This is a genomic window from Lolliginicoccus lacisalsi (genome assembly GCF_014841105.1).
Classification (GTDB): domain Bacteria; phylum Actinomycetota; class Actinomycetes; order Mycobacteriales; family Mycobacteriaceae; genus Lolliginicoccus; species Lolliginicoccus lacisalsi.
This window is the reverse complement of the sequence record NZ_JACYWE010000013.1, coordinates 1-23,963: the sequence shown is the minus strand read 5'-3', so window position 1 is coordinate 23,963 and position 23,963 is coordinate 1. Positions and strand designations below refer to the sequence as shown.

At 67.4% G+C, this 23,963-nt stretch carries 17 protein-coding genes; 7 read left to right on the top strand and 10 right to left on the bottom strand.

All coding sequences use genetic code 11. The features are described from left to right. From HT102_RS15510 to HT102_RS15500, 3 genes are all read right to left on the bottom strand, one after another. Positions 1-4,741, bottom strand: a 4,741-nt coding sequence (locus tag HT102_RS15510) for a DNA repair ATPase (protein WP_192040362.1), incomplete at its 3' end; no start/stop codon positions are given. After that, on the bottom strand, positions 4,738-6,738 hold the full coding sequence (locus HT102_RS15505; protein WP_192040361.1) for a flotillin family protein: 2,001 nt from the start codon (positions 6,736-6,738) through the stop codon (positions 4,738-4,740). The genes HT102_RS15510 and HT102_RS15505, both read right to left, overlap by 4 nt. A 67-nt stretch (positions 6,739-6,805) precedes the next feature. Continuing rightward, entirely contained in the window at positions 6,806-7,453 is a 648-nt protein-coding gene (locus tag HT102_RS15500) for an OB-fold-containig protein (protein ID WP_192040360.1), read from the bottom strand. A gap of 239 nt (positions 7,454-7,692) precedes the next feature. Here HT102_RS15500 and HT102_RS15495 point away from each other — a divergent pair, with 239 nt between their 5' ends. Beyond that, positions 7,693-8,622, top strand: a complete 930-nt coding sequence (locus HT102_RS15495) for a mechanosensitive ion channel domain-containing protein (RefSeq protein ID WP_192040359.1) — start codon at positions 7,693-7,695, stop codon at positions 8,620-8,622. A gap of 185 nt (positions 8,623-8,807) precedes the next feature. Here HT102_RS15495 and HT102_RS15490 read toward each other — a convergent pair whose 3' ends face one another. Continuing rightward, positions 8,808-9,362, bottom strand: a complete 555-nt coding sequence (locus HT102_RS15490) for an Rv2732c family membrane protein (protein ID WP_192040358.1) — start codon at positions 9,360-9,362, stop codon at positions 8,808-8,810. A 111-nt stretch (positions 9,363-9,473) separates the two neighbouring features. Between HT102_RS15490 and HT102_RS15485 the strand changes: the two genes are divergently transcribed. Next, the gene (locus HT102_RS15485; protein WP_192040357.1) at positions 9,474-11,435 is read left to right on the top strand and encodes a M13 family metallopeptidase; all 1,962 of its coding nucleotides are present in this window, start codon (positions 9,474-9,476) and stop codon (positions 11,433-11,435) included. Positions 11,436-11,489: 54 nt separating this feature from the next. On the opposite strand, the gene HT102_RS15480 is transcribed toward HT102_RS15485, so the two are convergent. Beyond that, positions 11,490-12,620: an acyltransferase family protein gene (locus HT102_RS15480; protein ID WP_225443782.1), complete on the bottom strand. Its 1,131-nt coding sequence runs from the start codon at positions 12,618-12,620 to the stop codon at positions 11,490-11,492. Positions 12,621-12,792: 172 nt separating this feature from the next. Next, positions 12,793-14,175, bottom strand: a complete 1,383-nt coding sequence (locus HT102_RS15475) for a WS/DGAT/MGAT family O-acyltransferase (RefSeq protein ID WP_192040355.1) — start codon at positions 14,173-14,175, stop codon at positions 12,793-12,795. Positions 14,176-14,342: 167 nt separating this feature from the next. Here HT102_RS15475 and HT102_RS15470 point away from each other — a divergent pair, with 167 nt between their 5' ends. Further along, a complete protein-coding gene (locus tag HT102_RS15470; RefSeq protein ID WP_192040354.1) occupies positions 14,343-15,428 on the top strand; it encodes an alpha/beta hydrolase in 1,086 nt (361 codons plus the stop codon). 170 nt (positions 15,429-15,598) lie between these two features. On the opposite strand, the gene HT102_RS15465 is transcribed toward HT102_RS15470, so the two are convergent. Continuing rightward, complete coding sequence (locus tag HT102_RS15465; RefSeq protein ID WP_192040353.1) at positions 15,599-16,435, bottom strand: KOW domain-containing RNA-binding protein; 837 nt, start codon at positions 16,433-16,435, stop codon at positions 15,599-15,601. A gap of 115 nt (positions 16,436-16,550) precedes the next feature. On the opposite strand from HT102_RS15465, the gene HT102_RS15460 reads away from it, so the two are divergent. The 4 genes from HT102_RS15460 to puuE all read left to right on the top strand — a co-directional run bounded on the left by HT102_RS15460 (position 16,551) and on the right by puuE (position 21,095). Further along, positions 16,551-17,897: a glycosyltransferase 87 family protein gene (locus HT102_RS15460; RefSeq protein ID WP_192040352.1), complete on the top strand. Its 1,347-nt coding sequence runs from the start codon at positions 16,551-16,553 to the stop codon at positions 17,895-17,897. Beyond that, positions 17,894-19,105, top strand: a complete 1,212-nt coding sequence (locus HT102_RS15455) for a DUF6986 family protein (protein ID WP_192040351.1) — start codon at positions 17,894-17,896, stop codon at positions 19,103-19,105. Before HT102_RS15460 ends, HT102_RS15455 begins: the two co-directional genes overlap by 4 nt. Positions 19,106-19,188: 83 nt before the next feature. Next, entirely contained in the window at positions 19,189-20,184 is a 996-nt protein-coding gene (gene alc / locus HT102_RS15450) for an allantoicase (RefSeq protein ID WP_192040350.1), read from the top strand. Then, complete coding sequence (puuE, locus tag HT102_RS15445) at positions 20,181-21,095, top strand: allantoinase PuuE (protein WP_192040349.1); 915 nt, start codon at positions 20,181-20,183, stop codon at positions 21,093-21,095. Before alc ends, puuE begins: the two co-directional genes overlap by 4 nt. A gap of 70 nt (positions 21,096-21,165) precedes the next feature. Here the strand turns inward: puuE and HT102_RS15440 are convergent, their stop codons facing one another. The 3 genes from HT102_RS15440 to HT102_RS15430 all read right to left on the bottom strand — a co-directional run bounded on the left by HT102_RS15440 (position 21,166) and on the right by HT102_RS15430 (position 23,716). After that, positions 21,166-21,822, bottom strand: a complete 657-nt coding sequence (locus HT102_RS15440; RefSeq protein ID WP_225443781.1) for a DUF5701 family protein — start codon at positions 21,820-21,822, stop codon at positions 21,166-21,168. A 119-nt stretch (positions 21,823-21,941) separates the two neighbouring features. Then, complete coding sequence (locus HT102_RS15435; protein WP_192040348.1) at positions 21,942-22,745, bottom strand: ABC transporter permease; 804 nt, start codon at positions 22,743-22,745, stop codon at positions 21,942-21,944. Then, entirely contained in the window at positions 22,742-23,716 is a 975-nt protein-coding gene (locus HT102_RS15430) for an ATP-binding cassette domain-containing protein (RefSeq protein ID WP_192040347.1), read from the bottom strand. Before HT102_RS15430 ends, HT102_RS15435 begins: the two co-directional genes overlap by 4 nt. Positions 23,717-23,963: the final 247 nt, after the last annotated feature.

The following is a 23,963-nucleotide window of genomic DNA, read 5'->3' as shown; positions in this document are numbered from 1 at the left end:
TCATGACGGGAGCGATGCGCCCGGCAAGCTTGGTCATGTTGCGGTAGGAGCCTTGCAGCTGGAACGGCGGCTCGGTGCGGTTGCTGTCAGCGGTGGCAGCGGACGCGATGTAGGCCTGGTTGACGGCGAGCAGCGTGCGCTGGACGTGCAGCATCTTGCGCAGGACGGAGAGCACATCATCGAGCTCTGCGGCTGAGTAGGGATGGTGGAGCTGGTCGGGCCGAGCGGTGGTGTCATCGCTGGCGAGCCGCACCAGCAGGTCGAGGTCGGTGCGCTCGCGGGCGGCGAGCGGGGCGAGGACCGGGTTGGAGGTCAGCGCGTTCTCGATGTAGGAGAGCCCGAAGAGGCGCTCCTTGCCGGAGAGCACGTCGCCGAGGTTCCACACGTCGGCACGGTTGGCGAGCATGTCGGGGATGCGGAAGCGCTTGCCCTGCTCGGTGTAGGGGTTGCCGGCCATGCAGACAGCGAATCGCTTCCCGCGCATGTCGTAGGTGCGGGTGCGGCCGTTCCAGATGCCTTCCATGCGGCGCTGGGCGTCGCAGAGGGAGATGAACTTTTGCAGCAGCTCGGGGTTGGTGTGCTGGATGTCGTCGAGGTAGAGCAGCACGTTGTTGCCCATCTCGAGGGCGAAGTTGATCTTCTCGACTTCCTGGCGGGCAGTGGCATTGGGCGCCTCGGCGGGGTCGACCGAGGTGACGTGATGGCCGAGGGCGGGGCCGTTGACCTTGACGAACACGAGGCCGAGTCGGTTGGCGACGTATTCCATGAGGGTGGTCTTGCCGTAGCCGGGGGGCGAGATGAGCAGGAGCAGCCCGGATTGATCGGTGCGGCGGTCATCGCCGGTAGTGCCGAGCTGCTTGGCGAGGTTGTCGCCGATAAGGGGCAGGTAGGCGTCGTCGAGGAGCCTGTTGCGGACGAAGCCGCTCATGACGGTGGGCTTGTACTCGTCGAGGCGCAGCCGGTGCCGCTCGGCAGTGATGAGCTGGTTGCGTTGCTGCTGGAAGTCGCGGAATCCGGGGACGCGGCGGGCCTGGTGCGCGCGGATGCGGGCGAGGATCTCATCGAGGCGCAGCTCAATGGCTCGATCGTGGATGCGCGGGTGCGCGCCGAGCCTGGGTGTGGCGGTCGCGGCAAGCTCGGCCGAGGACTCGTACCGCGCGAGGCGGGCGCCGGTGGTTTCCATCGCGATGGCCTCGGCCAGGTCGGCCGCCTGCTCTGTGTTCTCGCTGGTGGCGAGGTAGGCGGTGAGCCACGCCTCCACGAGCTGGTGCCGCGTGGTGGTGTCGTGCTCGAGGGCACGGAGGTCGGTGTCGTATTCCTGGCGGGACTTGGCGACCGTGCCGCCGAGCGCCCGGTGGAAGCGGTCGAGCAATGTGCGAGCGCCCGCGCTGGTGATAAAACGCGCCTTGCCCTGGGCGAGCTCTTCCATGAGGTACTCGCCGGAGAGAGTAGCGAGCTGCGGGTCGTCCTCGTTCCCGAGCGCTAGGCCGAGGGTGGTGTGGAAGCCGGCGATGGCGGTGGCCAGCTCGTCGGTGAGCGCGGTGAGCGCGGGCGGCGAGCCGAAGGCGGCGCGGGCGCGGGCCAGCGATGCGGCGCGCACGGTCCAGGCCTGCTGGGCTGCTTGTGCATCGTCGCGCACATCGCCGAGGTGGGCCCAGAACAACTGCGCGGCGGCTCGTGCGGCCGCGGGGTAGCGGAGCAGTCCGGCTCCGGCGTGCAGGCGCAGCAGCTCGGCGAGGATGCGGGTGGCGTCATGGTCGTGGACGCCACGCTCGTAGCCCTCGCCGTAGCGCGCCTCGGCGGCCCGGCGAACGTGCTGGTCGAGCTGCTTGTCGGTGACGGCGGCCTCGTGGAGGGCGTCGAGCGTGCCACTGGCCTCGGCGGCGAGCAATAGCGATGCCGCGAGGTATTCGCCCCGGTAGACCTCAGCGGTCTCGGAGACGAGTAGCTGGTCCCAGTAGGGCCGGGTGCGGGCGAAGCCTGGGTCGGCGACGTCATCGCGGTAGTCGGTGGCGGTGATGGCGAACGCCATGCGGGTCTCGCCGTCCACTGTGTGCGGCACGAGAGTCAGGTCGGTGGCCTGGGTATTGATGGCGAACTGGTGCCGGCCGAGCCGAATGGTGTCGCCACCAGCGCCGTAGAGGTCCTGGCGGTCGAGCAGGGACCGTCCGGCTTCCTGCCGCGCTGCCTTGATGCGGCCGTCGATCTCCTCGGCGCGCACCGTGTCGCCGAGCTCGCGCAGCTCCGCGCCGAGAGCGCGCAGCTTGGCGACCATCGGATCCGAGGCGAAATAGGTGTTGATGTCGTCGACGCTGTCCATCCCGGCGACGCGCTTGGTGACGGAGCCGAGGATGCGCTGCGCCGAATCGACGAGTCGGTCGGCGCGGCGGGATCGTTCGTCGAGGAGGGTCTGCTTGCGCGAGGAGAATGCCTCGTAGACGTCCTCGCGCTTGCGGGAGAGCTCGTCGAGGAAGTCGTCGAACTCGCTGAACCGTGATTCGAGGTTCTCGAGCTGCAGCATCAGCCGACCGAGCTGCTCATCACAGGTGTCGGGTGTGGTGGCGGCGGCAAGTGCGCCGGTGATGGCCTGGCCGAGGAGCCCGAACTCGGCGGCGAACTCGGCGCGTCCCTCCTGGTCGAGGAGCTGCTTGCGGCGGACCTCGACGGTGGCGCGCGCACGGTTCACCGCGGCGAGCACCTCGCTGATGCTCTCGAGGATGCGGGTGCGCACCACGGCGTCGCCGACGTCGAGCGAGGAAACGATGCGAGTGACGACTTGCAGGCCGTCGGACTGGGTGGCGAGCCGCTCGGTGACGGGCCGCGCCTCGGCGACGGAGGCGAGGGTGCCGGCCTGCTCGATGAGCTCGTTGATCTCGCGGTGGAACGCATCGAACGCGTCGTCGCGGCTGAAGAAGTCGACCGCCCGCTGGCCTGATTCGTCGAGTGCCTCGCGCAGGTCGTCGTCGAGCTGGTCGAGCCGAGCGGTGTCCACATGCCGCATGTCGCGCAGGGTGACGAGGTGGCCTTGCTCGCGCCGCAGGTCCGACAGCAGGGTCACCCAGGCGTCGGCGGTGCGGGGGGCGCTGCCGCGGCTCATGCGGATGAGGCTGGCGATGCGGGTGGCGGATTCCTCGACGGCGCGGCTGGCCTGCGCGGTGAGGGCAGTGACCTTCTCGAACTCGTCGAGCACCCGCTCAGCGGTGGCACGGACCTGCCCGATGGGCTCTCCGAGCGAGCCCATCTCGGGGTCGTCGAGCCCGTGGTAGTGATCGGTGGCGCGCCCGCATGCAGCGATGATCGCTTCGAACACCGCTGTGGCGGGCGCCATCTCGGTGACCATGCGAGCCAGCGACAGCGCGTCGGAGATGCCGCGCACGAGTTCCGCGTTGCCGATGCGCTCGAGGGGGCCGTGGCCGACGGGCTGGGCGGCGGTGTACTCGTCGGACTGGAACGGCGTGCTCCACACCTGCATGGGGTGCACGCGGGTGGGCTCGTTGGAACCAGCCCGGAAGACCACGAGGGTGCCGTCGTTGAACAGGGAGTAGCCGTGGCAGGGCAGCGGCGTGGCTACTTCCTTGCGGATGACGTTGTAGGGCAGCAGCAGGGTGCGGCCCTCGCTGCGGGCATGGAAGACGAAGAGGACGTCCTCGCCGTTGCTGGAGCGGATGATGCGCTCGTGCTCGAGATCGGTCGTGTCGGTGTCGAAGGTGCGCGCTATTCCGGTGGCGAGGTAGTAGCCACCGGGGAAGATGATGCCGTGGTCCTCGGGCAGCCGCCGGCACGCCTGGCCAATGCCATCGAGCCGGGCGATGTCCTGGGTGCGCGTGTTGAACACCAGGTACCGCCACGTGTTCTCGTTGTAGGGCTTGATCTTGAGCAGGATGAGCGGGCCCACCTGGGCATAGTGGACGTCCGCGTCGGCGAGGCTCTGCAGCGGCTCGTCGACGGGCTCGTCGTAGATGCCCTCCCCGGTCTCGGTGTTGTCCTCGACCTTGATGGTGAGGTGCCCGCCAACGGTCTCGACGAACACCGTGTCGAGGATGGAGATGTGGGGGTGCCGGCCGAGCACGTGGTCGGCACGAGTGGTCTCGACCCATTCGAAGTCATGCTGGGGCGGGAACTCGTGGTCGCGCTCGCCCCGGTTGTCCTGGTAGGCGAGGCTGCCATCGGCATTGATGCGCCAGCGCAGCACCTTGATGTCATCGGTGCGGGCGCCGGTCTGGAAGATGGCGAGCAGCTTGGTCTCGGTGCGGCGCAGTTGCAGCAGCCGCGTCTCGCGGTAGTAGCGGTACAGCTCGGAGAAGTGCCGCAGGAATGCCGGATCGTCGAGCAGGCCCGGCAGCTCCCCGCTGGCGTCCGCAAAGGTGAACGAATCGCCGTCGCGAGCAAAGCGGTGCAGGGCGAACACGTCGGATACCGCGGTCTCGGACTTGAGCCCGATGAACACGTTGTAGCCAAACAGCATGATCCCGCCGTGCAGGTCGCCCTTCAGCGGCACGGCAACGATGTCGCGGGGGACGCAGTTGTTCTCCGTGCGGATGCGCTCGCTGCCAAGGAGGGTGATCTCGGTGCCGCCGAACGCTTCTACCCGGCGGTCGTTGAGCTGCTTGGCCCGGCGGGCAAGCTCGGCGGAATGCTCGGCGAGCCGGGCGCGCAGCACCTCGTAGGTGCCCGCGTCCAGCGCATCCTGGCCCACTGCCTCCTGGGCGGCGGCGCCCGTGGGGTCCTGCGGCGGGGTCACGGCTGCTTGGGAGCGAGGGCGGTATCAGCGATGCCCAGCTTGCGGGCACCGGCGAGGAGTTGCTCGAACTGGCCCTTGTGCGGCCCGCCCTCCTTGATGAGCCGCATCAGCAGTGCCGAGACGGTCAGGTTCTTGATGTCCTCGGTGCCGGCGCCTGCGATCGCGTTGGCGAGATCATCGCTGAAGCTCTGGGAGCCGTCGAGCCAGTCGCCCCCGAGCGTGCGCGCGACCTCGGAATGCTCGACGAAGCCGTCGACGCTCTTGCCCATCGCGATGGAGCCGAGGAGCCGGTCGAAGAAGACGCTCTCGCCACCGACGATGCTGATATCGGCTTCCTTGAGCCCTGCCACGAGCACGGCGGCCTGCTGCTCGGCGACCTGGCGCTGCACATCGATGGTGGCGAGACGGATGTCCTTCTCCATCTCGAGCCGCAGCCGGTATTCCTCGTGCTCGCGGGTGGCGGCATCGAGCTTGGCCATCGCGTCGGCCTTCTCGGTGAGGCCCTCGGACTCGGCACGCATCTTCTCGCGCGTGCCTTCCGCGGCGGCAAGGGCCTTCTCGCGATCAACCTGCGCCTGGGCGCGCCCTTCCTTCTCGATGACCTCGGCAGCGCGCTCGCGGACCTGTACCTCGGCAAGCCCCTGGGCTGCGGACTCCGCCTGCGTACCCTCGGCGAGCCGGATCTTTGCCCGTGCGTCGAGCTCCGAGGCCTGCTGGGCCGCTTCGGCGAGGGTGAGACGTTCCTTTGCCCTGTGCTTCGCGGCGGCCTCCGCGGCCTCGGCGGCCTTGATGTCCTTGACGAGGTCCTGCTGCGCCTCGGCCTCCGCCCGGATGATGATCGCCTGGCGATCACGCTCCGCGGCCTCGACGGCACGCAGGCGGTTGATGCTCTCCTCCTGCTCGGCCACGGTCTTGTCGACGGCCACGCGCTCGCGGACGGCCTCGGAGACGCTGCGCCGCTCCGTCTCTACCTCGCGGTCCTTGGCGATGCGCTGCAGCTCGGTCTCGCGCTCCCGGTTGATCACCTCGAGGAGGCGGTCCTTCTCGATGCGCTCCGACTCGACAGCGATGACGCGCTCGCGGTTCTTTTCCGCCACAGCGATCTCGCGCTGCTGGTTCTGCTCCTGCACGCCCACGTTCTCGTCGGTGCGGATGCGGGCGGTCTCGGCCTTGAGCCGCTCCTCCGCCTGCACGCGCTGGGTCTCGGCGATCTCGCGCATGCGCGCGGTCTCGACCTCGCGCTGCTGCTTGGCCTCGGCATCGGCTTGCTGCCGCTCGAGCTCGAGGATGGCCTCGCGCGCCTCGACGTCCTGGCGCTTGATCTCCTTCTCCTCGTTGCGCCGGTAATCGTTGGTGCCGATGTTCTCGATGGCGGTGAGCTCGGTGATCTTGCGGATGCCCTGGGCATCGAGGATGTTCTTCGAGTCGAGCTGCGTCATCGGTGTCTGCTCGAGGTAGTCGATCGCCGCGTCCTCGAGGCTGTAGCCATTCAGGTCGGTTCCGATGACCCGGATGATCTGGTCGCGGAACTCATCGCGCTTGGTGTAGAGGTCCACGAAGTCGAGATGCTTGCCGACGGTCTTGAGGCCCTCGGAGAACTTCGCATTGAACAGCGTCTGCATCGTCGTCTGGTCGCTGGCCCGCTCGGTGCCGATGGCCTGGGCGACCTTGATGACATCTTCCGCGGTCTTGTTGACCCGCACGAAGAAGGTGATGCGGATATCGGCGCGGATGTTGTCGCGGCAGATCAGGCCGTCATGGCCGACCCGCTCGATCTCGATCGTCTTGACCGAGATATCCATCGTCTCGGCCTTGTGCAGGATCGGCAGGACCACCGCACCGGTGAAGGTGACCTCCACCGTGCGCAGCTTCGAGATGATGAGGGCGCTGCCCTGCGGCACCTTCTTGTAGAGGCGGGTGACCATGAACCCCACCGCGAGCAGGATGACGAGAACTATGGCGATAACCACGCCCAGGCTGGTGGCGATCACATCCACGGACTGCCCTCATTTCATCTCTCGGCGACTCCCGGCCGGGCGTCGCGACAATCTGGAAGACCTAGCGTCAGGTGTAGTAGCCGAGCGATGGGTCCACCGGGCACACCCAGAAGAACTCGCCGTCGCTGTCGTATTCGTAGATCAGGGCTGTGCTGCCAGAGCGCAGTTCACCGCCCGCGGCATGCTCGGCGGTCTGGCGGACCTGGATCAGTGCCGCTGAGCCATCCTTCGACGTGATCTCGGCCTGCCCGAAATCCGGTGCCACCGTGCTCGTGCGGACCACGCATAGCTTGCCGACGAAGTCTGATCGGCTCGGCGCTGCCGTCGGATGGAAGATGCGTCGCAACGGTGCCGCGCCCAACCGGGCCACCACCACTCCGAGCAGCGCGGCCGCCAGCAGGATCCCGAGCAGTGCCAGCCCGCCGACAAGTCCACCGAGGTCGAGCGAGTCCAGGACGACGACGCCGACGATGCTGGCGAACCAGGCCGCGAGCACGAACAGCGACAGCAGGATCGTCAGGGGCACGCCTTCGAGGCCCAAGGACTTGAGGATTCCCGTGTCGTCGGGGCTCGCATCGACATCAGCATCGCCATCGAGCATGTCCAGCGCCGCGCCGCCCACCAGGACCAGGACCCAGTAGGCGAGGATCACTAGCAATGCAAAGGTGAAGACGACAGCGGGGAAGCTCAGCGCGGCATCGAGCAGACCACCCACGAGCGCTCCTCCCCGGCGCTGGAATCCCCGCGCATGATCGTTGCCGAATACCTAGCTGCAATATCGCGTACAGCCCCCTGCCGAGGATCGTTCCATAGCGCTCGCGGCCGCACAACCGGAAGGCGCTACTGCCTTGGGCGCCCGACCGCGCGTGTGCGATAAACGACCACTTCCGTGCTCAAGGCTGTCGTTCTTCGCACACTCGCCGGGCGCAACGCCGCACGCGCTAGGGTGGCGGCGTGGGTGTGGAATTCTCGCGCGAGTCCATCGAGATCTTCGGCGTGACCCTCGTCGGGGTCAACAGCACCACTCTGGTGAAGGTCGCGTTCAGCCTGCTGCTCATTGCGGTCGTGCTGCTCGTCCGTCGCATAGTGATCGCCCTGGCTGACCGCGCCCTTCCGGGGGTCAGCAGGCGCGGGCGGTTCTGGAAGCGCCAGACGATCCTGCTGATCACGACCATCATCCTGGCCATCGGCCTGGTCTCGATCTGGGCCACGCCGGGAACGGATCTCGGTGTGATGATCGGCCTCATCACTGCTGGGCTAGCGTTCGCGCTGCAGAAGGTCATCACCTCGCTCGCGGCGTATTTCGTGATCCTGCGCGGAGCGACGTTCTCCGTCGGTGATCGCATCACGATGGGCGGTGTCCGCGGAGATGTCGTGCGGCTTGGGTTCCTCCGCACCACGGTCATGGAGATGGGGCAACCGCCGACCGCGCGCGGTTCAACCGGGGAATCCTGGGTGCACTCCCGCCAATACACGGGTCGAATCGTCACTGTCGCCAACAGCGCGATCTTCGACCAGCCCGTGTTCAACTACACCCGCGAGTTCCCCTACCTGTGGGAGGAGATCAGCATCCCGCTCCCCCACGATGCCGATCGCGAAGCAGTAGCGAGGGTGCTTCGCGACGCCGCGCACCGGCACGCGGTGACCGACCCCGGTGACGTGCAGCGCTCGCTGCTTCGCATGCGGGGACGATTCCTGCTCGAGGACACCAGCACCGAGCCCACCGTGTACTGCCGGATCGGCGCCGACTGCCTGGAGATGGCGGTCCGGTTCGTCACTCCGATCCGTGGCGTGCGAGCCATCTCCAGTGCGATCACCAGCGATGTGCTCGACGGCCTCGCCGAGGAAGGCATCCAGCTCCTGATCGTCGGGCCTGGCGCCTGACGAGGAGCGTGTCTGGCGGGGCTGGGGCCGACGTCGCACGAGTCCCATGAGTCCCGCACCTCCCGCGAGTCCCACGCTAGTGCGAAAAACGACCGCTCCACCCGCTCAAGGCTGTCGTTTTTCGCACACTCGCGGCCAGGGAACGGCGGGAACGGCCGGGAAACCGGGAACGGGGCAGCAACCGCCTACAGATCCTGCTCCGGGTAGCGCGTCACGGGCGGCAGGATGTTCTCCTTGTTGGTGACCACCCGGATCCACTGGTAGGCAAGCACGACGGTGAGCGCGAACGCCGCGTACAGCGCGATGGCAGGCGTGCGGGCGTGCGGATGGGCCGTGGCCTCGGCCCACAGGGCGAACATGCCGAACAGCACCCCGAGCCCCTGGGAGAACATCGTCGCCCACGCCAGCGCCCAGCGCCTCGTGACGAGGGCGAGCAGGGAGCCTGCGATGCCACCGGCCACGGCGAGCACGATGAACACGCGCAGGAAGATGCTGCCCAGCTCATCGTCGCCGAGGCTGCCCGACAGGATCGTCCAGGCCCGCGCGGAACTGGTCAGCGGCATCAGCATCGCCACCACCAGGGCCGTCACCGCCAGCAGGATGCGGCCCGTGCGGCCTCCGGTGCCGAACTCTCGCTGCACACGGTGCTCGATATCGGCAAGGTCCCGGCGGAATGCCTCGATATCGTCCGGACCAGGATCGTCCGGTCCAGCATCGCCCGGGCCCAGGTCATAGGGCACGGGGTATCGTCCCTCGCTCGATCCGCTCCACCCCTCGATCGTGCCCCACGCGCTCGACCGCGGCAACGAACGCCTCCCCTTCCGACGGTGCGCGCGGGTATAGATGGTGTGGTGACTACCGAAGTGAACTCCGGGATCGACCTCGCCCACCGCGATGAGTCCATCCGGCCCCAGGATGACCTGTTCGAGCACGTCAACGGCAAGTGGCTCGTCGAGCACGAGATACCAGCTGATCGCGCGCTCGACGGCGCCTTCCGCGCGCTGTTCGACGAGGCGGAAGAGAACGTCCGCGCGATCATCGAGGAAGCAGCCGCCGCCGGGGCAAGCGCGGGCACGGACGCGCAGCGCATCGGCGACCTCTACACCAGCTTCATGGACACCGCGCGGATCGAGCAGGCTGGCCTGGCCCCGCTGCAGGAGGAAGTGTCGCTGGTGCAGTCGGCCGCCTCGATCGACGAGCTGGCCGGCATCATGGGGCGGCTGCAGCGCGACGGCACCGGCGGCGGAATCGGCTTCTACATCAACACCGACGCCAAGCGCAGCGACCGCTACCTGCCGTATCTCACCCAGTCGGGCATCGGGCTGCCCGATGAGTCCTACTATCGCGACGAGCAGTACGCGGAGCTGCGGACGAAGTACCGCGACCACATCGCCCGCATGATGGCGCTGACAGGCGCCGAAATCGATGCCGACCTGGTGCTGGGCATGGAGACCAAGCTCGCTGCGGGGCACTGGGATGTCGTCAAGCGGCGCGACGCGGAGCTGTCCTACAACTTGATGAGCCTCGAGGAGCTGCGCGCGACCGCCCCGGCCTTCCCGTGGACCGATTGGATCACCGGCATCGGTGGCACTCCCGAGCAGTTCGCCGAGACCGTGGTCCGCCAGCCGGACTTCCTCGCCGCGCTGTCCTCGCTGTGGCAGTCCGAGCCCCTCGATGCCTGGAAGGCGTGGATGTGCTGGCGCGTCATCAACACCCGTGCGCCCTACCTCACCGAGGAGATCGTGCAGGCCAACTTCGACTTCCACGGCACCGTCATGAGCGGCGCCGAGGTCATCCGCGAGCGCTGGAAGCGCGGCGTCTCGCTCGTCGAGCACCTGCTGGGCGAGGCCGTGGGCAAGCTCTATGTCGATCGGCACTTCCCGCCCCGCTCCAAGGCACGCATGGAGGAACTGGTCGCCAACCTCATCGAGGCCTACCGGCAATCCATCTCGACCCTGCCGTGGATGAGCCCCGGGACGCGCGAGGCAGCGTTGGAGAAGCTGGGCAAGTTCACGCCGAAGATCGGCTACCCCGACGCCTGGCGCGACTACTCCGACGTCGCTATCGACCCGGCCGATCTCTACGGCAACGTGCGTCGCGGCTCGGCTGCCGAGAATGATCGCGAGCTCGCCAAGCTCGGTGGTCCGGTGGACCGGGGCGAGTGGTTCATGACGCCGCAGACCGTCAACGCCTACTACAACCCAGGCATGAACGAGATCGTCTTTCCCGCCGCGATCCTGCAACCCCCCTTCTTCGATGCTGATGCCGATGACGCCGCCAACTACGGCGGAATCGGGGCTGTCATCGGCCACGAGATCGGCCACGGATTCGACGACCAGGGGTCCAAGTACGACGGTGACGGCAACCTCGTCAACTGGTGGACCGAGCAGGATCGCGCCGAGTTCTCCGAGCGGGCCGCCAAGCTCATCGACCAGTACAACCGGTTCGAGCCCAAGGGGTTGCCCGGGAAGAACGTCAACGGCGAGTTCACCATCGGCGAGAACATCGGCGACCTCGGCGGGCTCGGAATCGCGCTCAAGGCGTATGACATCTCCCTCGCTGGCGAGGAGGCCCCAGTGATCGATGGGCTCACCGGGCTGCAGCGCGTCTTCCTTGGCTGGGCACAGGTGTGGCGCGCCAAGGTTCGCAATGAGGAGGCCGAGCGGCGCCTGGCCACGGATCCGCATTCGCCGCCCGAGTTCCGGTGCAATGGCGTGGTGCGCAACCTCGACGAGTTCTATGCCGCGTTCGACGTGCAGGACGGCGACGAGTTGTTCCTGCCCGAGGAGCAGCGCGTCAAGATCTGGGCCTAGCCCCGAGTGCGGGAAGCATGGCGACCAGGCCCCACGAGGGGCCTGGTCGTCGGCTCACGCCTCGCGGCGCGCGGTGCCGCGAAGCCGCGGCGGGAGCTCGAAGAGCCAGTTCAGGCGCAGCGCGAGCAGCAGCTTGTGGGCGTACAGGGCGGCCGCCACGGTGCCTGCCGCGAGAGCGAGCGGGGCGACTGCTTGCACGACGAGCAACTCGTTGATGATCGCTAGCTTGATGAAGACATAGCCGAGCATCGCGATGAACATGTCCAGCATGAGGTATACCGGCAACGTGGTGCGGCCAACCGTGTTGAGGATGCCACCGACCGGGGTGCCCACCACAGCGGCCGAGACGAGCACGCCCGCCGCGAGCCCAAAGGTGGTGAGGATGATGGTGAGCCCCTGCGTGCCGGAACCGGCATCGGCGAGCAAGTAGTACATCGCGGCGTAGGCGGCGATGGAGGCGGCGATCCAGGGCAGCGCCGTGCGGCGGCTGACGCTGATGATGAGGCTGCGGGCATGCAGGCCGAGCAGGAAGTAGATGAAGTACTCGGCCAGGTTGTTCCAGGACCAGCTCACCACGGGCTGGTACTGGGAGTAGATGTTCAGCGCGACCGCGGCCCCGAGCTGCAGCCACAGCGGCAGGCGGCTCATGGCCTTGGCTGCGACCGCGAACACGGCGAGCCCATAGATGAACCAGAGCGCGCTGTTGGGCATGTAGAGACCGCCCACGACGTTCATCCAGCTCGCGTATCCCTCGTGGCGCACATCGCTGGGCAGCAGGTTGTGCACGCCGAGGAAGACCACCAGCCACAATGTGTAGAGGTACATCAAGTGGGCGATGCGGCTGCGCAGCATCCGCGGCCACGCCATCGCGATCATGCCCTGCGCGAACAATCCCGACGCGACGAAGAACAGGGGCATGCGGATGGGCTGCAGGTAGCTGTTGATCGTCTCCCACACCTCGGGGGCGAAGCCCTTGGAGATGAGCAGGTTCGCCGCATGAAGCAGCACCACGAGGATGATGCTCGTGCCCTTGGCGATATCGACCCACTCGACACGTTGCCGCGCGGTCCGTGTGGTTGCCGGCACGCCGACACCATCCGGGACCTGGCTGGTTCCGGATGAGGGCGAGCGCGGCGCGACAGGATCGATGTCGTGCGCGTCCCGCGCGGTCGGATCGTTCGGCATTGCGCGCATGGTGGCATGCTCCCCGGTACTGGTGATTGAGGAAGGTGAATGACCACTGCGAACTTGCTGAGAATCAGCGGAAAACGCGACAGGGTCTCCCTAATCAGTGTACGGGTCAACCACCCCGAGCGGAACCACCCCTCATCAGCAACGACGTTGCGATCTGCACGAGCTATGCGCTGTCGATACCGAGTTGTTTCTCCAGCGCGATCAGGGAGTCATCCAGGAACGTCAGGAGCCGCTGCAGGTGCGGCACGGTCTTGCGGCATCCCACGATGCCGATGTCGAGCATGTCCGCGTTGCTCGTGAGCGTGATGTTGAGGGCAAGGCCATCCATCGCGATCGACAAGGGGTAGATGCCGTCGAGGCGCGCTCCATCCCAGTACAGGGGCTTGCGTGGCCCGGGAACGTTCGAGATGACGATGTTGAACGCGGGGCGGGAGTGGGAGACGTACCCGGGCACCGGCGCGAGCGCGAGCGGCGACACCATGAACGCCCCCACCGCCATGGCCTGCATGGGGCTGAGCCCAGTGAGAGCGCGCTTGGCCTGCTGCATGGAATTCGTGACGCATTCGAGACGGTCGAGGGGGTCGCCGAGGTGTGTCCCGAGGCTCGCGAGCACCGCGGTGACCGCGTTCCCGCCACCCTCGCCGTCGACCATCGAGTGCAGCGACACCGGGACCATCGCGATCAGTGGCTCCTCGGGCAGCGCGTCCTGGCTGAGCAGGTAGTCGCGCAGCGCGCCGCCGCACATGACGAGGATGACGTCGTTCATGGTGCATCCGGCGGCCTGGCGGATGGCCTTGATCCGGTCCATGGACCAGGATTGCGCCGCGAACCGCCGAGCGCCACCGATGGGCACATTGAGCATGGTCCGGGGGGCACGCAGGGGCAGCACCATGTCCCGCTCCCGCAGGGCCTGCCAGCCAATGCGGGCGGCCGCTGGCACTCCTCCAGCCACGTCCCCCATGAGACCGGCCCCGGACCTCGCCAGGCCGATCGGGTTGAGCCGGGACCGCTTGCCCTCGATGGCCCGGCGCGGCCGCTCGGCGAACGGAGCGGGGCAATCCCCGAAGGAGGGATCGTCCGACAGCACCGACTGCAGGGTCCGCAACGCGGTGACGCCGTCGATCAGCGCGTGATGGACCTTGGTGTAGACAGCGAAGCGCCCATCGTCGAGCCCCTCGACCACCTGCATCTCCCACAGGGGACGGTGCCGGTCGAGCAGCGAGCTGTGCCACCGCGACGTCATGGAGAAGAGCTCGCGGATGCGTCCCGGCTGCGGCAGCGCGGAGAGCTGCACGTGGTACTCGAGGTCGATCTCGTCATCGGTGGCCCACAGCAGGTTGCGCGGGGTGTTGAAGGGGGTGCCGGGGCGACGCCGGAACTTCACGCCGACGTCGGGGCAATCGATGAGCTTCTGGTACTGCTGGCGCACGAACTCCGGGCCCGCGCCCTCGGGAGGGGAGAAGAGCTCGAGACCACCCACATGCATCGGATGCTCACGGCTCTCGATCGCGAGGAACATCAGATCCTGCGGCGCCATCAAACCCATCAGCTTCCTCCCATGCGCTGACCATCCCCGTGGTGAACCTCACAGTACGCTGAAGCTCCGGGAAACCTTACGGAAACAACTTCGTAACAAAGTGACGGAAATCACCGATATCAGTTATAGAGTACTGCCAGACAGGCCCTGCATAGCCCAAGCGGGAAGGCGACACGATGCCACATGACACGCATCACATCCGGACGCTGCACTCGGTAGGCGCCAGCGCAGCCGGTGGAGCGCATGGCGCCAACGCGCTCGCCCACGGCCAGGCCTCGCCGATCACCCGCGAGAACTACTTCGGCGCGAGCCTGCAGTCCCAGATCCTTGCCAACACGCTGCGCTACACCGTAAAGCCCCTGCTCCGGGTATGGGCCAAGTGGCCCCACCTCCCGTGGCCCACGGGTGCTGTGGAACTCGCCGGCTCGGTCCTTCCCGAGGTGCCCGGCACCCGCTATCGCCCCGTCCAGCTCCCCCATTGCAAGGCCGAATGGGTCCGCGGGCAGGAGACCCACCCCCACCGGGTCATGCTCTACCTGCACGGCGGCGCGTTCCTCACCTGCGGCCTGCGCACCCACCGCCGGCTCGTCTCGCTGATCTCCGCCTCCGCGCGCACCCCCATCCTCAGCGTCGACTACCGCATGCTGCCGCGCTACACGATCAACGACTCCGTCGCCGACGGCATGCATGCCTACCGCTGGCTGCTGCGCCGCGGATACCGGCCGGAGCAGATCGTCATCGGCGGCGACTCCGCCGGGGGCTACCTGGCCTTCATGGTCTCCCTCGCCCTGCGGGCCCAGGGCATACCGGTGCCCGCGGGGATCGTGGGCCTCGCGCCGCTGACCAACCTCAACCCGGCTTCCAAGATGGCGCACCCCAATGCGAAGACCTGCGCCCTTTTCACGGCCGACGTGATGAACGTCTTCACCGAGTACGCCAACCGCGTCGAGCAGCGCCTCCTCATCGAGGGCGCGCCCGGTCCGCGCGTGTGCCCGATCGACAGCGACCTCGGAGGCCTGCCGCCCACGCTGCTCCAGGTCAGCTCCACCGAGTTGCTTTTCCCCGATTCCGAGATGATGGCCGAGCGGCTCGCGCACCACGGCGTGCCGTGCCAGCTACAGGTCTGGGACCGCCAGGTGCATGTGTTCCAGGCCGCTGCGGGCCTCGTGCCCGAAGCGGAGCGCGCGATCAATGAGATCGGACGCTTCGTCCAGGATGTCGTGCCCGTGCGGGGAGCTCGCCCCGCCAGCGCCCTCGCATGAGCTGACCGTCGCACGCCCGCCGCAAACGCGATAGAAGCTGCGCCCGGACCGGGAGGTTTTCTATCGCGTTTGCCGTTTTCCGGTGCTTTTGCCTGTTCACAGCTGCTCAGCGGCCCGTTCGCACCCCCACCCCCGCCGCCGCCCAACCGAAGCCCGCATGCCACAGCCAGCTAGTCGGCCTTGAGCGACTCGAGCGCTGACTCGGCCTCGGCAAGCTCCTTCCGGAGCTCCGCCACCCGCTGCTCCGCGGCCTTCCGGGCGGCGTTCAGCGCGGCTTGGGCGGCACGGAGCGCACCGGGGTGCTCGAGCTGCTGGATCGCGCGCAGCACTGCATCGGGGGTGATGCTCGAACGCTTCAGGGACAGCCCGCCGGGCCGGTCCACCTCGATCGACCAGGAGCCCTCCTCGTCCGCGCGCAAGGTGATCGCGCACTCGGCTGACTTGCCACGAGGCTTGCTGCCCCCCGCGCTGCCAGCAGTAGATGACGGCGCGCCGCTCCTTGGCGACGGCGCGGGAGAGCCTGCCGACGCGTCGGCCGGGCGCTTCTTGGCCGGGCTGCGGGGAGACGTCTTCGGGGGCGAATCCACCGCCCGCGAATCCGTGGCTAGCGGTTCCGCCCGCGAATCCCCCGCCCGCGGTTCCGTCCCCCGCGTGGGCACGGCCGCTGCTACCGCGGTGCCGGGGCCCGCCCGTCCCGATCCCGCCTCGCTCCCGACTTTCGGCGCGGCCTTCTTCCGGGGCGCGCGCTTGGCGGGCTGGGGGGCCTCGCGGGTGCGCCGCAGTTCGTGGGCCTCGAACGGGATCTCGTCGTTGACACCAGTCGGCTTGACGATGATGCTGGAGCCGTCGATGGAGACGACCCGCGCCGAGGCCCCCTCTTCGAGTCCTAGTCCGGTGATCGGTTCACGGAGATATACTGTCGCACGCTTGCCCGCTGCCTTCAGCTCGCTGAGTTCCCGCAGGTCATCATCTGTCAGGTGGTTTTGTCCGGTTCGAGTGCTAGCCATGCCCACCATTCTCCGGAATTTTCCGTGTCGCAGCGGCAGGGACCCGGGTTCGTCACAATGCAACGCTATCTTTCACGGAGTATTACGCGTCAGGGCCCTGGCGAGGAGGGGGATCATGCACGGGGTGGAACGGGGTAGGCCATCGCGGGACTTCGCGCCTCCTTGGTGGATCCATGTTGTCCTGGTAGCGGGCGCGATCGCGGCCGTGTGGTTCCACATCCGCGTGATCCCGATCAGCACCGAGCACTGGGGCCTGTTCAGCAACATGCTCGACGTCCATGTCTATGCGGGCGGCGGCCTCGCCGTGCTCGAGGATCGTGCCGTCTACGAGGGCCCGGTGTACTGGCGCATGGCGTTCACGTATCCACCGTTCGCCGCAGTCCTCTTCACGCCGATCGCGATGCTCGGCTCCACTGAGCTGGAGGTCGCCTGGACGGTGCTCTCGGCGCTGGCGCTGTACGCGACGATCGTCCTGTCGTGGAAGGCGCTGGGCTATCGGGTGAGCTCGACACTGCTGGCCGCGGCCGTGCCGATGATGATCATCGCGACGCTGCTCGAGCCAGTACGGACGACCATCTGGTACGGGCAGATCAATCTCATGCTGCTGCTCGTCGTGGTGTGGGACCTCTCGCGCGCCAAGGACAGCAAGCTGCGGGGAATCGGCATGGGGCTCGCGGCCGGCATCAAGCTGACTCCCGGGTTCTTCCTCGTGTACCTCGCGATCACCCGGCAGTGGCGGGCCCTCGCCACTGCGGCGAGCACGATTGCCGCAACGATCATCGTCGCGGGCCTCATCATTCCCCGGGACTCGCTGCGATTCTGGCGTGGCACGTTGTTCGAGTCGGAACGGATCGGCGCGGTGGATGCGCCATCGAACCAATCGATCACCGGTGCGCTCGCGCATGTGATGCGCACGCCCGAGCCGCCACTGTGGGCTGTCGCGCTGCTGACCGCGCTCGCTCTCGCCCTGGGCCTCGCCGCGATGTGGCTGGCTTACCGCGCGGAGGAGGAGCTTCTCGCCGGCACCATCGCGGGCCTCACCGCGGCCACTATCTCGCCGTTCTCCTGGGGGCATCACTGGGTGTGGTTCGTGCCGCTGATCATCGTGCTCAGCCACTACGCGACCATCTCGCGGCATCGCTTCATCACCTGGCTCCTCCCCGTGGCGGCGGCCATCCCCGCAGCGAGCTGGGTGCAGTCCTTCGTCGACCCGCTGCAGCCAGGCGGCACGTTCTACGCCATCGGCACATTCATGCTGCTGCCGCGCGACCCCGAACTGGTGATCCTCCTTCGCTCGGTGTTCCCCCTCGTCTTCGTTGTTGTCACTACCTGCACCATCGTGGCTCTCGCGGGGAGAGGCCGGCAGGCTACCGCGCCACCTGATCAGGCCACCGCACCACCCCCTGGGACGGAGGTCCCACCTGATCGAACGGATTCGCCGCACAGCAAGATAGACGCATGACGTCCCTCGCTGCCCGCCTGGCCACGCTGCTCGACCCCGTGGATGAGTGCTTGGCAGCGGCTTACCCCTCGGTACTCCGTCCGGGGCAGCCCCCGCACACCGTGTATGTCGCGGCGTCCGACGCCGGACCCGGCACGGTGACCACGTGGGGCGGACAGGCATGCGAGCTGCTCGAGCAGCACCGCGTCCGCCTCGCTTGGCTCGTTGGGGACGATGTCCTCGATGCCGTGGCCGATCGTCTTCGCCTCGAACCCATCGCCGATATCCGCTACGACTTCGAGGATGGCTACGGGTGGCGGCCCGATGCCACTGAGGATGCTCATGCCCGCGCGGTGGGCCAGTTGCTCGCCAGTGCCCCTGCACGGCCACCTAGCGCGGGCATTCGCACGAAGGGGCTTGCGGCCCATGAGCGAAGGCGCATGCTGCGCACCCTGGAGCTCGTGCTCGACGCTGCCGGAGGCGTGCCCGGTGGCTTCGTGCTCACCGTCCCGAAGCTCCGGCACCCCGAGCAGGTCCCGGCGATCCTCGCGATCTGCGAGCACTTCGAGCGAGCGCATGGCCTTGAGGAGGGGACGTTGCGCTTCGAGCTGCAGATCGAATCCCCGCAGGCGATCATCGCGGCGGACGGGACGGTGCCCGTAGCGCGTGCCATCCACGCGGCGGGGGCGCGGCTCTCGGGGCTGCACTACGGGACTTTCGACTACAGCGCGGCCTGCGGCATTGCCCCGCAGCACCAGACGCTGGAGCATCCTGTCGCTGATCATGCCAAGGCCGTGATGCTCGCCGCAGCCGCCCAGACAGGGGTGTGGGTGTGCGATGGCTCCACCAATATCGTGCCCTCGGGCGGGGCATCCCAGCGGGACAGCGCGCTGGAGCTGCATTTCCGGCTGGTCTCGCGGGCTCTCGCCCATGGCTACTACCAGGGCTGGGACATGCACCCGGGGCACCTCGTCACGCGTTGGGCAGCGACCTACCAGTTCTACCGCGAATCCCTGCGCATCGCGGCGCCCCGGCTCGACTCGTACCTGCAACAGCGTTCCAGCGACGTGATCGACGAGCCAGCGAGCGCGCAAGCACTTGCCACGATCGTGCTGCGCGGACTGGAAGCCGGTGCTTTTGCCGAAACGGACGTCGTGGCGCTGTCGCCGCTGTGCACGCGTGCCACGCTCACCGGCCTGGCCGCGCGCGTGATGCCCAGCAAGCGGTGATGCCCAGCAAGCGGTGATGCCCAGAGACGACCGAGCCCCGGGCCTGATTTCACTCCGGCGAAACGTGGTCGCAGTAGGTTGGCATGGTGACCCCTCCCCCACCCTTCACCCGCTTCCCCGACCTCGCGGCCCGGCTGCTCGGTGGCGCTGTGGTGTGGGCGAGCGATGAATCCTTCGCCGAGAAGGAGAACCTCATCCGCCCCGGCGCGCCCCGGCATTCCCCGGCGACGTTCGGCCACAAGGGGCAGGTCTATGACGGGTGGGAGACACGTCGCCGCCGCTCCCCCGGGGCTGATCACGCGATCGTTCGGCTGGGCGCGCCTGGTGTCGTGCACGGCGTGATCGTTGATACGGCCTGGTTCACTGGCAACTTTCCCCCCGAGATCTCGGTCGAGGGGGCCCACATCGATGGATACCCCGATGCCCGCGACCTCTGCGCCGCTGCCGAGTGGTTTCCCCTCGTGCCGCGCAGCGCCGTGGCAGGCGACGCGATAAACCCGTTCGACGTCGATGATCCCCGGACCGTCACCCATGTCCGGCTGACCATGCATCCTGACGGCGGCGTCGCGCGCCTGCGGGTCCATGGCATCGCCCGACCCGATCCCGCGCTACGCCCTCCTGGAGCTATGGATCTCGCCGCGATCGAGCATGGCGGCCACGTCACGGACTGCTCCAACTTGTTCTACAGCTCGCCGAACAACCTGCTCATGCCCGGCTTCGCGCACGTCATGGGCGATGGGTGGGAGACGGCCCGGCGACGCTTCGGTGACGACGACTGGGAGGCGCACAATGATTGGGTGGAGATTTGCCTCGGCACCGGTGGGAAGCTGAGCATGCTGGAGCTCGACACGACGTGCTTCCTGCACAACGCCCCAGGCTCGGCCCGGGTCAGGGGGCGGTCCGGCGACGGCGAGTGGCTGGAGCTGCTGCCTCGCACGGTGCTGCGGCCCGACACCCGGCATCGATTCCCGGTGACGGTCGATGCCGTGGTGACCGAGGTGCGGCTCGACATCTTCCCCGACGGCGGCATGAGCCGGGTGCGCGCCTGGGGCACGCCCGAGGTAGGAGGGGTTCAATGAGCTACCCACGTGATCTCGTCGGCTATGGCCGGAACCCACCCGACCCGCAGTGGCCGGGCAATGCCCGGGTGGCGGTTCAGTTCGTGCTCAACTACGAGGAGGGTGGCGAGAACTGCGTCCTCGATGGGGACGCTGCATCGGAGATCTTCCTGTCGGACATCGTGCCCGCCGCGGCTTTCCCGGACCGGCACATGAGCATGGAATCGCTGTATGAGTACGGTTCGCGCGCCGGGGTGTGGCGGGTGCTGCGGATCTTCGAGCGGCGCGGGCTGCCCCTGACGGTGTTCGCCATCGCGCGAGCCCTGCAGCGCAACCCGGAGGCCGCCGCCGCGTTCTGCGAGCTCGGCCATGAGATCGCCTGCCACGGCCTGCGGTGGATCAGCTACCAGCAGTTCGATGAGGCGACGGAACGGGCCCACATGGCCGAGGCCGTGGCGATCCTGGCGGACATCACGGGCGCGGCCCCGCTCGGTTGGTACACCGGAAGGGACTCGCCGCGCACCCGCCAGCTCGTGGTCGAGCATGGCGGATTCGCCTACGACGCCGATTCCTACGCCGACGATCTGCCGTACTGGGTTCCTGTCGAGGCGGGCGGCGCAGTGCACCAGCATCTTGTCGTGCCGTACACCCTGGAGACCAACGACATGCGGTTTGCCTCGCCCGCGGGCTTCGCGAACGGCGACGAGTTCTTCCACCACCTGCGCGATGCGTTCGATGTGCTCTACCGGGAGGGGCTCGAGGGTCGCCCGTCGATGATGTCGGTGGGCTTGCATGGCCGCATCGTTGGCAGGCCATCGCGGGCCGCTGCGCTCGAGCGGTTCCTCGACCACATCCAGTCCTACGAGCATGTGTGGATTACTCGTCGCATCGATATCGCCGAGCATTGGCGGCTGGTGCATCCGGCGCCGTGATACGGGCTGAGCGTGCCTGCGTCCAACGCTTCGGCTGTTGCGGCGCTCCCCCGAGCGGCGTGATCCCGCGCTAGGAGGGAATCCGGTCCAGCCCCGAGGCGATGCCGAGCCAGGTGTGGCGGTTGCCCGCCCAGCAGAAGCCGACCTTCGGGGCGCGGTTGCTGATCCAGATCCCGGGGACGCGGCGATCGTCGCGGCGGGATCCAGCCGTCTGGAAGCAGTGGTTCTTGCGCAGGGCCCGCGGGAAGTGAAGCAAGTACGCGACGCCCTCGCTGATGGTGAGCGGACTGCGTCCCTCGGGCGCGAATCGGCTCGTGGCCTCGTCGGGGGTGAAGTTGCGAGTGTCGTCACCGCGGTCGACATCGACGACGGCGTAGACGTCGGTGCCGGGTTGCTGAAGGGTGGCGATCGGCGCGAAGTCATCGATGTCGGCGGTATCGGCGGACACGAAGCCGCTGTGCCTGCCGAGCGCGAGGAGGGGGACCGTGCTGCTCGGCGGATGGATCCGGGGGTGGGGCACGAGCACGAATGGCACTTTCAGCGGATCGTCCAGGTCCGGTACCGAGCTGGCAGCAACAGCGGGGTGCTGGAGGATCTGGTTCAGCAGTGAAGCGGGAACATCGGAGCTGAGCAGTCCATGACGCTGGAGGTTGTCCACCTGGCGGTGATACTCGCCAGCGATCAGGTCCGCGGTGAGTGGTGTTGCGATGGGCACCTGGTGGCTCATGGTTCGTTTCTCCTGACGCTGGGTGCTGGCCTGCGGAGCCCTAACGAACAACTGCACCGTGGGGTTCCAGGTGGCGGGGCCATGGATCGTGCCATGGCCCCGCCACCGGTCCCCCGCATCTACCGGCTCACGGCCTTCTGGTACCGGTGGATGGCGAAGGGCACGAAGATCACCAGGATGATGGCAGTCCAGGCGAGGCTCGCGAGCACCGGATTCTGCAATGGCCATGCATCCGGTGCCGGCATGTCCGGGTGGGTGTTGCCGAATAGCTCGCGCGTCGCCTGAGTGACGGCGGAGACGGGGTTCCATTCGGCTATCACCCGCAGCACCCCGGGGAGGCTCTCGCTGGGCACGAACGTGTTCGCGATGAAGGTGATGGGGAAGATCACGATGAACGAGGCATTGTTGAACACCTCGGGGGTGCGGATCCACAGACCGACCACGGCCATCACCCAGGAGAGCGCGTAGGCGAACAGCAGGAGTATCAGGAACCCGAGGATCGCATCGAGGACGGAGGTCCGGATCCGCCATCCTACGAGCAGCCCGGTCAGCGACATCACGAACAGGCTGATGACGTTGATCGCCACATCGCTGGTCGTCCGTCCGACCAGCACTGCCGATGGCGACATCGGAAGGGAGCGGAACCGGTCGATGATCCCCTTCTGCATGTCCTCGGCCATGCCGCGCCCGGTCCAGGTGGAGCCGAAGAGGACGGTCTGGGTGAAGATGCCGGCGATCAGGAACGCGCGATACGAGATGCCGGGCAGGTCGATGACCGAGCCGAAGATGTAGGCGAATACCAGCACGAACATGATGGGCGAGAGCGCGGTGAAGACGATCAGGTCCGGGACTCGCTTGACCTTGATCAGGTTGCGCTTGGCGATAGTGATGCCGTCAGAGACGGCAAGGGCAAACGTGTTCACTTCGATTCCCCTTGCTTCGGGCCTGCTTCGGTCTCGGCCTCATGGCCGGTCAGGGCAAGAAAGACATCGTCGAGCGTGGGGCGGCGCAGGCCGACATCGCGGAGGTTCACTCCACGGTCCGTAAGCAGTCCTACTACCTCGACGAGAGCCGCTGATCCTCCGGTGACCCCGACGCTCAGGGTCCGCGTGGCGCGGCTGGCGTGCACCTGCCCGGGCGCGTAGTTTTCGAGCACCTCGTGGGCGGTGTGCCACTCGTCCTCGTCAGCGACGATCAGTTCGATCCGTTCCCCACCGATCTCATCCTTGAGCTGGTCCGCGGTGCCTTTCGCGATGACGTTGCCGTGGTCGATGACCGCGATCTGGTCGGCGAGCCTGTCGGCTTCCTCCAAGTACTGAGTGGTGAGCAATAGCGTTGTGCCGCCCGCAACGAGCTCGCTGATGACATCCCAGAGCCCAAGCCGGGCGCGCGGGTCAAGACCCGTTGTCGGCTCATCAAGGAACAGGACCGGCGGATCGGCGACCAGGGCGCCGGCAAGGTCGAGACGCCGGCGCATTCCCCCGGAGTAGCCCTTGACCGGCCGGTTCGCGGCATCGGTGAGGTCGAATCGCTCGAGGAGCTCGCTAGCGCGGGCCTTGGCCCGCTTGGCGCCCAGGTGGTAGAGCCGCCCGACCATCTCGAGGTTCTCGAAGCCTGTCAGGTACTCATCGACGGCCGCGTACTGGCCGGACGCCCCGATATGCGACTTCAGTGCTGCCGCGTCCTTGACGACGTCGAGGCCGTGCACGGTAGCGCGCCCTCCATCGGGGCGCAGGAGCGTCGTCAGTACACGGACAGCGGTTGTCTTTCCAGCACCGTTGGGGCCGAGCAGCCCCATGACCGTGCCTTCGGGCACTTCCAGGCTTAGTCCATTGAGTGCACGGAGGGCGCCATACGTCTTGACCAGTCCCTCCGCGACAATCGCGTTGCTCACTGTGCTGCCTTCCCCGCGGATGATGTATAGGCATCACTTTGCCAGCGCGGTACGACAGTTTCGAGCGATTTTCTTGCAGCCTGTCCGGTATGGGGCAAGCTGTGGCTGTATCGACACGGCACGTTCATCGAACGTCGGCGATAGCAGGGGCTGCACGCGGAAAGGCGTGGGGGGCGGTCGCCTGCTGGCGACCGCCCCCCACGCTCTCTTCACATGTGTTTGCCCGGCGGTGTCCTACTCTCCCGCA